Here is a 13613-nt window from a genome sequence, read left to right on the forward strand (position 1 = left end):
GGCTTTCCCTCTACGCGGACACCGTGGCGCCGTCCACCCAGGGGGCCAGGGCGCTGAAGGCGGCGAGCTGATCGAGAGCTTCGTGCTCCAGCAGCTCCGGGAGTCCGTCCTCATGGCTCTTCGGGTTCCGAATGCCCGCGTAGCGGGCTTCGGCAAATGCCATCGCGCCACGGTGGACGCTGCGGAAGGTGTCGCTGCCGTCGTCCACCATGAGCCTCAGACGGGGCTGGCCGGGCTTCGGGTCGTCGTTGTAGAAGACGCTCTGGAACAAAGGGATGCTGGAGCGCCATTCCGGCAGAACCCGGTCGAGTATCCACTCCACGCGCTGGGCACTGGCGATGGCCTCCGGCTGCGTGCCCCGGTTCCTGAGGCGGGAGACGGTCATCGCCCCCGGCTCATGAGCGGGGAGATGGGTCTCCGACAAGCGGAGGAACTCGGCCAGTTGAATCCGCGCCCACGCGACGTTGATGGCCACGCACGCATCATCGCGCCCACCTCCGACAACCGGAGTCGAACGCTCACGGCACCGGTCAGTCGAGCCGTGGGCTGCGGCGCTCCAGCAGGACCACGTCCCGCCACCGGCCGTGGTGGCGGCCGATGCGTTCGCGGGTGCCGATGGTCCGGAACCCTGCTCGCCGGTGCAGGGCCAGGCTGGCGGTGTTCTCGGGGAAGATCCCGGACTGGATCGTCCAGATCCCCGCCGCCTCGGTCGAGGCGATCAACGCGTCCAACAGTGTCCGGGCGACGCCACGGCCGCGGGCGCCGGGGTGGACGTAGACGGAGTGCTCGACGACGCCCGCGTAGGCGCACCGGTCGGAGACTTTGGTGGCGGCGACCCAGCCAAGGACCTTGCCGTCGCTGTCGAGGGCGGCGAAGCGGTGCTCGGGCGTCTTCGCGGTGTCGAACCCGTTCCAGGTCGGGACTGTGGTCTCGAAGGTGGCGTTGCCCTCGTCGATCCCGGCCTGGTAGATCGCCAGCACCTCGTCCGCATGGGCTTCGGTGAGCGGCGTGATGGTGATGCTCATGCGGCGGCCGCGCGGGTCAGCAGCCGGCCCATCGCCGCGAGGACCGCCGGCTCGACTCGGTAGTACACCCAGGTGCCGCGCCGCTCGGAGGACAGCAGCCCCGCCTCGCGCAGTTTTTTGAGGTGGTGGGAGACGGTGGGCTGGGAGACGCCGACGTCGGAGATGTCGCACACGCACGCCTCGCCGCCCTCGTGGGAGGCGACGGCGGAGAACAGCCGCAGGCGCACCGGGTCGCCGAGCGCCTTGAACATGAGGGCGGTCCGCTCGGCCTCCTCGGCCGTCAGCGGACGCTCCGTCAGGGGTGGGCAGCAGGGTGCGACGGCCTCGGACTCCAGCTGCGGCAGAACCTTCACGTTCGACATACGTCTATGTTGACACATGTCGAAGCAGCGGGCGGGGGTGCGAGGGCATCAGCGGGCCCCGCGTGGGCGGTCACCTGCCGGGCGGCGCGTTCGGCGTCCTGGCCCACGCCGCGCAGCGAGTTCGAGGTGAACTGCGCTGCCACTTCAGCCCGACGAAGTGCAGGTCCGGGTGGCGCGAGGAGCGCCCGCCCCGATGCACCGGCCGGTCCTCGGCGTCGAGGACGCCGTCGAGAGTGGCGAGGTGCGGCAGGTCGGGGCGGTATCCGGTGGCAAGGATGATCGCGTCCAGCGTCTCCGCCGTCCCGTCGGGCCAGGTGACCCTCTCGCCGTCCAGGCTCTGGAGCATGGGGCGGCGGTCCGGCGGTGCGGTGTCCAGGCCGGTTCGGGTCAGCCGGAAGTGCAGGTCGCGGCCCAGGAGGCGCTGGCGGGCGAAACGCACCGGCGACCGGGTCGCCGGCGTCGTACGGCTCACCCGGGCGGGTTCGGCCGCGATCCGCACCGCGGAGTTTCCTGCCCCTGCCACCACAACACGCGGCCCGTTAACTGTGCGGGATTCCGGTAGTCGGCCGCGTGCAGCACCTGGCCGGTGAAGGATTCCCAGTTACGTCCACGGGCTCCACACCCACCCCTGATTTGATGAATGTCTATGTTGACGCCCATCGAAGCAAGTGGCATGCTGGCAACACAAGGCATCGACGGATGTCGAAACAAGCAAGGAGCCTGCCGTGAACGCGCCTGCCACCACCGCCGATCTGCCCACCGTGGTCATCGGCGCCGGACCCGTCGGCCTGGCCGCCGCCGCCCACCTCACCGCCCGCGGCCTGACCCCGCTGGTCCTCGAAGCAGGCCCCCGCGCGGGTACCGCCACCCGCGACTGGGCCCACGTACGCCTCTTCTCCACCTGGTCCGAGGTCGTCGACCCGGCGGCGGCGAAGCTCCTCGCCCCCACCGGCTGGATCGCGCCCGACGGTGCGACCTACCCCTCAGGCGGCGACTGGGCCGAGCTCTACCTCCAGCCCCTCGCAGACGTCCTCGGGGACCGCGTCCGGTACGGCGCCACCGTCACCGGCGTCTCCCGCGCCGGCCGCGACCGTGTCGTCGACGCCGACCGCGAGAGCCAGCCCTTCACCGTCCGTGTCGTCAACGCCGACGGCAGTGAGGAGCGGCTCCTGGCACGCGCCGTCATCGACGCCTCCGGCACCTGGTCCACCCCCAGCCCGATCGGCGGCGACGGCCTCCCGGCGCTGGGCGAGCAGGCTGCCTCCGACCGGATCTGCTACCGGATCCCCGACCTCACGGACCCCAACGGCCGCGCCCGGTACGCGGGCAAGCGCACCGCGGTCATCGGCTCCGGCGCCTCCGCCCTCACCGCCCTTGCCTACCTCGCCGACCTCGCCGAGGCCAAGGACGGCACCGGCACGCACGCCACGTGGATCCTGCGCCGAGGGATCTCCGGCTCCACCTTCGGCGGCGGCAGCGCCGACCAGCTCCCCGCCCGCGGCGCCCTCGGCCTCGCCGCCAAGGCCGCCGTCGACGACGGGCACGCCGACGCCGTCACCGGCTTCCGCACCGCCGCCGTCGAACGCGACACCGACGGCCGCCTGGTCCTGGTCGCCGAAGACGGACGCCACCTGGACCCGGTCGACGAGGTCATCGTCCTCACCGGCCTGCGCCCCGACCTGTCCTTCGTCAACGAGCTGCGCCTGGGCCTGGACGAGCGCCTCCAGGCCCCGGTCGAGCTCGCTCCGCTGATCGATCCCAACCAGCACTCCTGCGGCACCGTCTACCCGCACGGCGTGAACGAGCTCTCCCACCCGGAGAAGGACGTGTACCTCGTCGGCATGAAGTCCTACGGCCGCGCCCCGACCTTCCTGGCCATGACCGGCTACGAGCAGGTCCGCTCCATCGCCGCCCACCTCGCCGGCGACCGGGAAGCCGCCGAGCGCGTCGAACTCACCCTCCCCGAGACCGGAGTCTGCGGCGGCGCCGGCCTGTTCGAGGAGCCTCAGGCCGCCGAGGAGGCCGGTGGCGGCTGCTGCGCGGCCCCCACCACCCTGAACATCGGCGCCCCGCCTTCCGGCGGCTGCTGACCCACGGTGCCCAACATCCAGGCCGGCGTGGCCGTGACCGGGACGGGGGTCCGGTCACGGCCACGCGCCGCACTGCCCGCCCTGTGCGCCACGCGGATCACCAGCTGGGGCATCGTCCACTACGCCTTCCCCGTCCCGAACACGGCCATCACCGCCGACACCGGCTGGTCCCCGCCACCACCGCAGCCCTCACCCGCTGGGGCGGGTTCGGGTTCAGCGGGCCTCGATGGTGCGGGCCTCCTCGATGCTGTGGGTGACGGGAAAGAGGGGGAGGGCTTGGGTGAGTTCGAGGACTCGTTGCAGGGAGTTGGGCAGGGGGCCGACGAGGATCAGGTCGCTGCCGCGGCGGAGGCGGAACATCTCGTTGAGCATGGAGGAGTCGGCGAAGGTGATGCGGCTGACGTCCAGGACGATCCGTCGGATCGCGGGGTCGGTGAGGGCGGCGGTGCCGGCTTCGTGGACGGGGCCCAGGGTTCGCTGGTCGAATTCGCCGGTGCAGACGATGACGCGTACCGCGTCGTTCTGGTCGGGCAGGGGGAGGACTTGCTGGTGTCCTCGCTCGTGTGTGTCGTTGTGGCTGGTGTGGCCGTGGATGCCGGCTTGTTTGAGGGTGTGGACGATGGCCCAGGCGAGGTCGTCGGGGTTCGGCTTGTTCGGGTGGACCGCGGCGAGGTACGAGTTGATGCGGGCGGCGATCGCCTCGGCTGCTTCTGCGTCGCTCATGTGCCCTGCTGTCTTGTGCGGTGCCCGAACCTGAGGAGCCGGGGGAGGGGCGGGTCAGGGGTCAGGTCAGGCGTTGGAGGGTGGTGATGGTCTTTCCGCCGTCGGGGCGGGGGGTGATGTCGACGTGGTCGGTCAGGCGTTGAATGAGGGGCCAGCCGTATCCGCCGGGACGGCCCCGAGCGGTGGGGTGGGGGACGGGGTGGCGGGGGTTCGCGTCGCTGACGGTCAAACGAAGTGTGTCGCCCGTGAGGGTGGCGTGGAAGGCGGTGATGCCGCCGCCGTGGCGGATCGCGTTGGTGACGAGCTCCGAGGTGACCAGGAGCGCGTCGACGGCCGCGACGCCATCGAGGTCGCTGCCCGCGGCCCGGAGCAGCTCGGTGACCTGGCGGCGGGCCGTCGCCGAAGTGGTCGCGGCCGGCTGGGCACCGTGATTCGGCTTGGGGCCTGGGGCGGGGTTGGCTGCCGCGGGCGGGTTCATGTCGTTGCGCCTGCCCTGGAGTGAGGGATCGCACACCAAACCGGTTGTGGTGTGGTGGTCAGCATGTCATCGCCTGCTGCACGTTGTCGGCCCACCGGAAGACAGGCCCGGTACTGGTGACCTCGAACAACCGGTTGACGGCGGCCTGTACGGGCCCGGCGAGGACCAAAGTGGTCCCGGCCGTCGTATGGGCGCGGCGGGCGGTGAGGAGGACGTGGAGGGCGGAGGAGTCCGCGAAGGTCACCATCGACAGGTCGACCACGGTGCGGGAACAGCTACTGTCCGCGGCGGCCGCGGTCAGGGCGTCGGTGAGGGCGGGGCTGCTGTCATCATCCAGGTCACCGCGCGCGCGGATCACGGTCACACCATCGGGCGTGATCTCGCTGACCACCGCGGTGTCTGTGTCGTCTCTGTCTCCGATCATGTTGCCCATCCTCGTACACACCCCTGCGCGGCCGCCCATGCCGGTCGCCCTACGGAAGTCAGCGGCCGAGGCTCCCGGGCGGTTGTGCGGCCTGGCAGCAGTCGCCTCGAAGGCCGATGGCCCTGTCGGCCGACGTGACGGCTCTCACTTCCTCCTTCCCTCAGGCGTGAAGGAGCTGTGTGGGCGGGGTGCGTGCCGGGTGTGGGAAGGTGCTGTGAGGGGTGGGCGGTTGCCAGCAGGGCGACCGATGGAGGATGGTTGCCCGGAGGCAACCAATCCCCGAGAGCCTATGAGGTGAGGGGTTCGCACAGCGGGCCCTCAACGATTTGCCGAATCCCACTCAGGAAGCCGCCGCCGCAGTGCGCGTGCCGTGGAGTGAGGCCCCCTACCCCGTGCTCGTCGCCGACGCCCGGGCAACTGTGGTGTTCGCCAACGAGGTCGCCGGTCTGCTGTTTCCCGACGCCCGCCCCGGCGCCCCGATGCCGGACGCTGTGCCCGCGTGGCTGTCCGATGCCCACGCCCGCTGCCTGCTCCCTCCGCCCGCCGAACCGTCGGCTGCCGGGGGCGCGATCGATGCGCTGGTGGAGGGCCCGGTCGGGGACCGCTGCTACGAAGCGCATCCGACGGTCCGTGAGGACGGGACGGTGGTGTGGTGGCTGATCGACGACACCGACCACCGCCTGGCCCGCGAGGCGCTGCGAATCGAGCGGGAACGCACCGCGTTCCTCGCGCAGGCTTCGAACCTGCTGCTCTCCTCACTGAACCTGGAACGGTGCATGGACGTGACCGCGCAGATGGCCGCCGAGCACCTGGCCGACGCCGCTCTGGTCATCTCCCCTGCCCACGGCCATGACCTGCCGATCGTGTCCTGCCTGCGCGGCGGGACGCCGGTCTCCTCGCGGGTGACCGCGCTCGCCGAGGACGTACCCGGACTGGCCGAGGCCCTGCAGGGGTTCCCGCCGGTACCGTCCCGCTGGATCGATCCCGCGAACGCTCCGCCCTGGCTGATCCCCGACGGATTTGGTGTTGTCGGCTCGATAGTGATCACCCCGCTGCCCGGGCACGGCATCCCCGCCGGCGCCCTGGTCCTGCTGCGCCGCGCGGGCGGTGACGGCTTCAGCGAGGAGGAAGAGGTCTTCGCCCGCTTGTTCGCGGCCCGCGCCGGAGCGGCGATGTCGGCGGCGCGGCTGTACGCGGAGCAGGCGTCGATAAGCGAAACGTTGATGCGCGACCTGCTCCCGCCCTTCCTGCACCAGGTGTCGGGGGTCGAGTACGCGGGCGGCTACCGGGCCTCGCGGGATCACGAGCGGATCGGCGGGGACTTCTACGACGTCCACCCCGCCGCCGTAGAGGGTGACGCCTCCCTCGTCGTGCTGGGGGACGTGTGCGGCAAGGGACTGGAAGCGGCGGTGATGACGGGCAAGATCCGCAACACCCTCCATGCTCTTCTCCCCATGGCCGATGACCACCAGCGGATGCTGAACCTGCTCAACACCGCGCTCCTCAGCACCCACAACGCCCGCTTCGCGACCATGGTCCTCGCCTCCGCGGTCCGCGAGGGCAGCGCGGTGAAGCTGCGGCTGACCAGCGCCGGCCACCCCGCGCCGCTGATCGTGCGCGGGAATGGAACCGTTGAGGAGTCGGCGACGCAGGGCACGCTGGTGGGAGCCCTGCCGACCGTGACCGCCGAGACGGCCGAGGTGACGCTCGCGCCGGGCGAGACATGCGTCCTGTACACGGACGGGATCACCGAGGCCCGCGGCGGCCCGTTGGGCGACGCCATGTTCGGGGAGACCCGACTCCAGCGGGTTCTCGCCGAGTGCGCCGGGATGTCGGCGGAAGTGGTGGTGGAACGCGTGCAGATGCTCGCCTCCGAGTGGGTCGGCACCGGCGCTCACGACGACATGGCCGTCGTGGTGATCACCGCACCGAAGACCAACCACCTCAGCGCGGTGGACGGGCACACGAGAGGCAGGTTCACGGCGTGAGCACGCAAGAGACCACCGGCAGTCCGCTCATACCCTTGATGAACAGTATGTGGGCGGCGGTCCTGACCGGTGACGAACGGGCCGCGACGGCCGTGGTCCGCGCGGCCCTGGACGACGGAACTGACCCCGAGAGCCTCCTGCTGGATGTCATTGCCCGGGTGCAGAGCCGGGTCGGTGAGGAGTGGGCCGCCAACAGGATCACCGTCGCGCAGGAGCATGCCGCGACCGCGATCAACGAGCGTGCCATCGCCGTCGTCGCCGAACACGGAGCCTCCCGCACCGAGCCGTCACGAGGGCGGGTTCTGGTGGCGTGCGTGGACGGCGAATGGCACGGCCTGCCGGCGCGCCTGGTGACCGAGGTTCTGAGACTGCGCGGATGGCACGTGGACTACCTGGGCGCCCACGTCCCCACCCCGCACCTCATCGCGCACATCCACCGCACCGGTCCGGACGTCGTCGCCCTCTCCAGCTCCATTCCGACCCGGTTGCCGACCGCGCACGCCACCATCACCGCCTGCCAGGCCGCGGGTACCCCCGTCCTCGTGGGAGGCGCCGCCTTCGGCCCGGACGGCCGGTACGCACGCCTCCTCGGCGCCGACGCCTGGGCGCCCGACGCGCGTGCGGCCGCCGACCGACTGGAGCGCCACCCGCTGCTGCGGCCGCAGCCCGACCACCAGCCGATCGACGACCTGCCGCACCTGGCCGACCAGGAGTACACGATGGTCGCCCGGAGCCGTCCTCAGCTCGTACGGACGGTATTCACCGGCCTGGAGGACAAGTACCCGGCCATGCGCGGCTACGACGAGGCACAGCGCGAGCGGACCGCGGAGGACTTGGCGCACATCGTGGAGTTCCTCGGCGTCGCCCTCTACACCGGCGACGAAGCCCTGTTCTCGCGCTTCCTCCTGTGGACCGCGGGCATCCTCGAAGCCCGCGGCGTTCCCGCGCGGAGCCTGCCTCCCGCCCTGGACGTCCTGGGCCGGGAGCTGAAGGACTTCCCCCGCGCGACCGACATCCTCCACCAGGCGACCATGCGGTTGACCACCGCGCCGGTGGCCGTGGGCGGCGCCCGCTGACCCCGATACCGGGGCCGCTGCGCCTGACCCGTACCGGGCGTGTCCGCCGTCGACTCCAGCGGTTTGTCCGTCCCGTTGATGGCCCGTCCGGGTCGCGGATGCCGCCGGGGTACGGCTGCGTCTGCGCAATCGGTCTCCGGAGCTGGAGCGGATGCTCAGGGTCACGGGCACCTTGGACCACTTCACCCGCCACAACAAGAACAGCCGGCCGGTGTCTGCCACCGGCAGACGCCGGACGGCGGCCCGCAAGACTCCGCCGCGACCGCCGCCGGCCGGCCTAAGACCACCACCTGACCCACACCCGCGGGGCCACACCCCGCACAAGGGAACACGCATGCACACACCGGCCCCCGGGCCCCACAACACCGACCTCACGCGATCGGTCGGCGAAATCGCCGAACTCCTCGACGTCCTCTACCAAAACACCCGCCACGCCACCGCGACGTCGCCCGTGTCCGCGACGCAACTTCGCCTGATGTGCCTCGTCGACCGCCGGCCGGGCCTGCGCATGCGGACCCTTGCCCAACTCCTCGGTGCGGCGGGCCCCTCCATCACCCGGCTCTGCGACCGCCTCGAAGCCGCCGGATACCTACGACGCCACCCCTGCCCCAGCGACGGCCGCGAAATCACCCTGCGCCTCACCACTGCCGGCCAACAGCACCTCGCCGAGATACGCGAAGCCCGCGAACGACGCCTCGCCCTCGCCCTCGAAGCGATGACCGTCACAAGTCGCCACGCGCTCGCACAAGGCATCGAAGGCCTCCGTCACGGCATCACCGCCACCGCCGGACTCCCCGCGCGGGAGAACCGGCCCGCCGCCTGACGGCGGTGTGGGCGTCCCGTCGGGGTCCAGTCCGTGGGGCCACAGCTCGTTGACGGAGAGCGGATGTTCTGTGAGGGACGGATCAGGCGTCAGCGGGCGTCAAGGTGGGCCACGTCTGCGGCCCTTCGTGCGGCTGCCCCTGCCCTGTCGGGATTGCCTGTCACCTGCCACCGCCGCATCAGAGCGCCCCGGGCGTCGGGGTGTTCGCGCCCTTCGAGTCGGGCGCACGCGTCAACGCGGCGAGTTCCCGCTCATCCTCCGGGCTGCACGAAGATGCGCGGCGAGTCCGGCCCGGCCGCGTCCGTCCTGAACCCGGTGGGAGCGGGGCCGGCCGCCGCAGCGCGGGAGCCGACGGCCGGTGGGAAGGCGCACCGCCGTCGCCCGTCGACCTCTCGGGTGCGCGCAACGGATCGGCGCCGGTGCCACGATGCCTGGCGAAAAGCCGGGCCGTGCGGTGAAGCGGCCGCACAGCGACGAGAGGGAAGACCGTGACGCCTCATCAGGTGGTCGTCGAAGCAGTTCAGCCGATCCCGGGGCAGTCCGGGCTGCCCGTGGACACGCTGGACGCCGTGCCCGGCCGGGCCCCTTCCGCGACGGGGCGGCCCGACGCGGAGCTCCTGATCGCCGCCTCCGTGCTGTTGGCGGACGCGGCGCTCACCGCGAAGCGGGCGGGCGCGGATCTGACGGGCGCGCTGAGCAGCTGGCGGTTCGGCCTGGCCTGCCTGCGCCGCCCCGGGTGGGCATTCGGTACGGCGCTGTCGTGCGCCAAGGCGCTGACCAGCCCTTCGGGGCTCGGGTTCGGTCCGAACGGTGGAGTCGTCGGCGAGCTGGCCCGGATGGCGGGGAGCGTGACCTACCGCCGCCCGGCCGCGGTGGCCATGGCCGTGGATGCCTTCGCGCTGAGGATCGAGGCGGCGGTGGTCGAGCACCCGAACCTGGACTCCGTACTGGCGAGGCGGCTCACCGACGCCATGGTGAAGGGGGACCGCTGGGAGGCACTGCGGGCCCTGCACGCGCTGGTCGAGCGGCTGGGCTTGACCCGTGCCCTGACGACCGTCAGCCCCGTGGTCATGGAGCTCCTGGGGCTGCTGGGACTACTCGACGAGAACCCGGTCAACGACGGCTTCTCGTGGGTGACCCTCGCCGGCGGCGTACCGACCACGGATCCCTTCTTCGGACTGCCCAGTTCGGTGCTCGGATTCCTCAATCCCGGTTCCGGACGCGCGGAGCGGATCGAGCCCGACTCCATCCTGGCGAAGGCCCTGCGCACGTCCTGCAACGACATCGTCAGCTACATCAACGACATCGGCACGCTCGGCAATCACGGTCTGGTGCTGCTGCGGCGCGTCGCGTGTACCGACGGCCACGTCAGGTACGTGCTCCTGCTGCCCGGTACCAGCTTCGGGCTCCCGAGCAACAGCACTCCCCAGGACCTGATCGGCGCCTTCGACGGGTGCCTGCGCTCCGACACGACCTACACGCGCGCCGCGCGGAAGCTTCTGCGCCGGGCGGGGGTGCCGGCAGGGTCCGAGGTGATGTTCGTCGGACACAGCTTGGGCGGCCTGACGGCAATGAACCTGGCGATGGACGTGGACCTGGCATCGACCTTCCGGATCACTCACGTGGTCACGCTGGGCTCTCCCATCGACAACAAGCGCCCGGCCGACCACACCACACAGGTGATCAGCCTGGTCAACAAGCACGACGTGATCCCCATGCTCGACGGACGCGGCCCCGCCTCTCCCCACGACGTCCCCGCGGACTGGGTCGAACTGACCTGGCTGGACGAGTCGTACGACTACCCGCTGTCGCACGCCCCGCAGGCGTACTCCGACACCCTGCGCGGGGAGATGGCGCACCACCGGGACCGGGTGAACGAACTGATCGCGGCCTACGACGGCGAAGTCGTGGGGAACCAGCCGTACATGCTCCGCGACAAGTGACCGCGTGACCACGAGGGAGACCAACCGATGACCACCCTGTACGACGTTCCGGCCACTGCTGCCTCGCGACCCGAGACGGCTCGGCCTCTGGAGAACCTCCTGTTCAGCGCCGCACTGGTGACCCGCAGCCTGCCGTGGGCGGACCTGCCCGCGCGGACGCTGGGTCTGGACGCGCTCACCAGCGCCGGGCTCACGCACCGGCTGATGACACACCTGCGAGGGCGCCGGGACGGGCGGCCGGTGCGGCTCCGTACGGCCTTCGGCACTTTGCTCGTGCCGCTGACCCGCGCGGACGCGGAGGGCCTGCTGGCCCGTGCCGACGGAGCCGGTGCGCTGGGAACCGCGTCCGCTCTCGCCGCCGACGGGCGCCGCCGCGGCCTCTCGCCGCACGGGGTCCCGGCGGGCGCGTGGGGTGCGCTGACACAGGAGGAACTCGCCGGGCTGACGGCCCCGGTGGGCGAGCACCTGCGTGCGGTGCTCACTGCCCGGCGTGCGGACGGCGCCCTGGACGGCCACCACTGGCACACCAGCATGCTGCGGCTCAGCCGACACGTCGTACTGGGGGCCGGCGCGGCCGCGGACACCCTGCTGAGCGAGATGGTCAGGGCTGCGACGGGCGCCGTGGGCAGCCGCGCGTACGAGGAGCGGGCGACGGCCCTGCGGCGGCGGCTCGCCCCATACCTGGCCGACCCCGAGCCTGGCTCCCTGGCCGGCCGGCTGCCGGCCCGATCCCAGGGCGCGCCGGAAACATACCTGGCCGTCGCGCACGCACTGGCCCTGGTGTCGACGGCCACCAGCGTGTCGGCGCTCCAGGCGCTGGCCCTGCTCGCCGCGGGCGCCGCCACGGGCGCCGTGACCTCGCCGGAAGCCGCCGTGGACCTTGCCCTGGAGCACTACCCTCCGCTGCCCGCCCTGGTGTACCCGGTCCAAGCACCGCTCGACGCGGACGGACCAGCGATCGCTCCGGGGGACGAAATCCTCTACGACCGCGCGATGTTGGGGCGGCGGACACCGGGGGAGCCCACCGATCCGGCGTGGGACCTGTGCGGCAGCCCGTCCGGCTGCGCCACCGCGCGCTTCGCCGCGCTCGTGGGCCGGGAAGTCGTCCGCGTTGCCACTGCCGGGGCGCGCCCCGTCCTCCTCGCGCCGCGGTTGGCCCTGGACCGCCTGCCGGGCAGCCTCGGTCCGGGGTCCGTCGCCGTCGCCCTCGTCGGGGCCGACGATCCCACCGTGACAGCGGAAGCGTACGGAGACCTGCTCCCGGCGTACGGGGCGCGGGGACGGGTCGGCGCGGACCGGCTGGACCACCACGCGGAGCGGCTCTCCGCCTGCGCCGCCGATCCCGGCTGGAACGGGAGCGGAACCGGCGAACGGTTCCGGATGGCCCTCCTCGCGCATGCCGACCGGTGTACGAACGCGGCCGCCGACGTCCGGCGGGCCGCCAGGTGGTTCTCGGGCTGACCTCAACCGGGTGTGCGCCGCTCGTCCGACTGCCCTCGAACGGACGACTTCCTCCGCGCCGCCGCGATCACCCCGTGATCAGCAGCGCCCACGGACGTTGAACCGGCAGAACCCGTCCCGTCGACATCCCGCCGGTGACGCGCGATGCGAGAGTGAGGTCCCACCATGAGGGACAGTGTGGTCGAGATGATCAAAGCGGCCGGAGCGGAACTCGACTCCGCCAAGCGGCTGCTCGGCGAAGCCGGCGAGGTGGCGTGGGACCGCCTCCTCGACTGGCTGGTGGACGACTACTTCCGGGTGGTCGCGCTCGGCCTGGAGAACATCCCGGCCGAGGGCCCCGCCGTGATCGCCGTCAACCACTCCGGTGCCTGGGGCCTGGACGCGTTCGTACTGGACAAGGTCCTGGGCAGGGCCCTGGACCGGCGCGTACGCTTCCTCGCGGCCCCCTTCGTATTCCGCACACCCATCCTGGGGCGGCACGCGCGCCGCAACGGCGCGCTCCCGATCGGCCCGACGGCCGGCGTCGACCACCTCAACGCGGGACGGCTCGTCGGGATGTACCCGGAAGGCGTCGCCGGTCTGGAGAAACCGTTCACCGAGCGGTACCGCCTGCGGCCCTTCCACCCGGGCTTCGCGGTCGCCGCCATCCGCTCGGGAGCTCCCGTGGTCCCGGTCGGGATCGTCGGGGCGGAGGAGGCGTGCCCCAAGCTCGGCGAGGTGCCGACCCTCGCCCGGCTCCTCGGCGTGCCGTACTTCCCGCTCACCACCCCGTTCCCGTTGCCGTCCAACTGGACCATCACCGTCGGGGAGCCGATCCCGGCGCCGGCGCGACCCGAGGGCCTGGTCGCCCGTCGGGAGGCCGCCCGACTGCTCAGCGAGACCACGCGCGGCGCCGTCCAGGAGCTGGTCGACCGCGAACTGGCCGATCGGGAGAACCTGTTCGACTGACCTTTCCGCCGGTGCTCGCTACGCCGACACACGCGTGCCGCCGCGAGGACGAGGGTCGCCACACCACCTCCACATCGACTTCGAGGCGGGCGCCGTGCGGGATGACGCTGGTCCGGCCAGCATCCTGAGAGCGCTCTCATCAAGGGCGCCCGGACCGCCTCCCGTCGCCCGCTCTCCGTCAAGACCCGAACGGAGGGGACCCTCACCTTGGCTCCAACGGCCCCTTGTGCCGGATCTCTTGACATCAATGTTTCAAAAGATTTACGTTCCCT

Annotated in this window: 14 protein-coding genes and 1 pseudogene; 8 read left to right on the top strand and 7 right to left on the bottom strand. The window is 71.8% G+C overall.

Going from position 1 to position 13613, the window contains the following annotated elements:
- Window positions 1–10: 10 nt before the first annotated feature.
- The 4 genes from AB0D46_RS14085 to AB0D46_RS14100 form a co-directional block, all read right to left on the bottom strand.
- Window positions 11–475, bottom strand: coding sequence for a TIGR02391 family protein (locus AB0D46_RS14085; RefSeq protein WP_362877572.1), 465 nt, complete (start codon window positions 473–475; stop codon window positions 11–13).
- Window positions 476–530: 55 nt separating this feature from the next.
- A complete protein-coding gene (locus tag AB0D46_RS14090; protein ID WP_362877573.1) occupies window positions 531–1025 on the bottom strand; it encodes an N-acetyltransferase family protein in 495 nt (164 codons plus the stop codon).
- Window positions 1022–1387 (bottom strand): metalloregulator ArsR/SmtB family transcription factor, encoded by a 366-nt coding sequence (locus AB0D46_RS14095; RefSeq protein WP_362877574.1) that lies wholly within the window; start codon window positions 1385–1387, stop codon window positions 1022–1024. Before AB0D46_RS14095 ends, AB0D46_RS14090 begins: the two co-directional genes overlap by 4 nt.
- A gap of 70 nt (window positions 1388–1457) precedes the next feature.
- The gene (locus AB0D46_RS14100) at window positions 1458–1859 is read right to left on the bottom strand and encodes a hypothetical protein (RefSeq protein ID WP_362877575.1); all 402 of its coding nucleotides are present in this window, start codon (window positions 1857–1859) and stop codon (window positions 1458–1460) included.
- Between the two features lie 253 nt (window positions 1860–2112).
- Here AB0D46_RS14100 and AB0D46_RS14105 point away from each other — a divergent pair, with 253 nt between their 5' ends.
- Together AB0D46_RS14105 and AB0D46_RS14110 are read left to right on the top strand one after the other, a co-directional pair.
- Window positions 2113–3477, top strand: a complete 1365-nt coding sequence (locus tag AB0D46_RS14105; RefSeq protein ID WP_362877576.1) for an NAD(P)-binding domain-containing protein — start codon at window positions 2113–2115, stop codon at window positions 3475–3477.
- Between the two features lie 6 nt (window positions 3478–3483).
- Window positions 3484–3648, top strand: a pseudogene (locus tag AB0D46_RS14110) (MFS transporter); the annotation flags it as partial.
- 42 nt (window positions 3649–3690) lie between these two features.
- Here the strand turns inward: AB0D46_RS14110 and AB0D46_RS14115 are convergent.
- From AB0D46_RS14115 to AB0D46_RS14125, 3 genes are all read right to left on the bottom strand, one after another.
- Window positions 3691–4200, bottom strand: coding sequence for an STAS domain-containing protein (locus tag AB0D46_RS14115; RefSeq protein ID WP_362877577.1), 510 nt, complete (start codon window positions 4198–4200; stop codon window positions 3691–3693).
- A 61-nt stretch (window positions 4201–4261) separates the two neighbouring features.
- Entirely contained in the window at window positions 4262–4714 is a 453-nt protein-coding gene (locus tag AB0D46_RS14120) for an ATP-binding protein (RefSeq protein ID WP_362877578.1), read from the bottom strand.
- Between the two features lie 22 nt (window positions 4715–4736).
- A complete protein-coding gene (locus AB0D46_RS14125) occupies window positions 4737–5102 on the bottom strand; it encodes an STAS domain-containing protein (RefSeq protein WP_362877579.1) in 366 nt (121 codons plus the stop codon).
- Window positions 5103–5581: 479 nt separating this feature from the next.
- Between AB0D46_RS14125 and AB0D46_RS14130 the strand changes: the two genes are divergently transcribed.
- The 6 genes from AB0D46_RS14130 to AB0D46_RS14155 all read left to right on the top strand — a co-directional run bounded on the left by AB0D46_RS14130 (window position 5582) and on the right by AB0D46_RS14155 (window position 13341).
- Window positions 5582–7090, top strand: coding sequence for a PP2C family protein-serine/threonine phosphatase (locus AB0D46_RS14130; protein WP_362877632.1), 1509 nt, complete (start codon window positions 5582–5584; stop codon window positions 7088–7090).
- Between the two features lie 38 nt (window positions 7091–7128).
- Window positions 7129–8166: a cobalamin-dependent protein gene (locus AB0D46_RS14135; RefSeq protein WP_362877580.1), complete on the top strand. Its 1038-nt coding sequence runs from the start codon at window positions 7129–7131 to the stop codon at window positions 8164–8166.
- Between the two features lie 334 nt (window positions 8167–8500).
- A complete protein-coding gene (locus AB0D46_RS14140; RefSeq protein WP_362877581.1) occupies window positions 8501–8989 on the top strand; it encodes a MarR family transcriptional regulator in 489 nt (162 codons plus the stop codon).
- A gap of 488 nt (window positions 8990–9477) precedes the next feature.
- Complete coding sequence (locus AB0D46_RS14145; protein WP_362877582.1) at window positions 9478–10932, top strand: hypothetical protein; 1455 nt, start codon at window positions 9478–9480, stop codon at window positions 10930–10932.
- A 27-nt stretch (window positions 10933–10959) separates the two neighbouring features.
- Window positions 10960–12393, top strand: coding sequence for a hypothetical protein (locus tag AB0D46_RS14150; protein ID WP_362877583.1), 1434 nt, complete (start codon window positions 10960–10962; stop codon window positions 12391–12393).
- A 165-nt stretch (window positions 12394–12558) separates the two neighbouring features.
- Window positions 12559–13341 (top strand): lysophospholipid acyltransferase family protein, encoded by a 783-nt coding sequence (locus AB0D46_RS14155; protein ID WP_362877584.1) that lies wholly within the window; start codon window positions 12559–12561, stop codon window positions 13339–13341.
- The last annotated feature ends 272 nt before the right edge of the window (window positions 13342–13613 follow it).

Origin of the sequence: Streptomyces sp. NPDC048383 (genome assembly GCF_040651775.1) — a bacterium.
Taxonomy (GTDB): Bacteria; Actinomycetota; Actinomycetes; order Streptomycetales; family Streptomycetaceae; genus Streptomyces.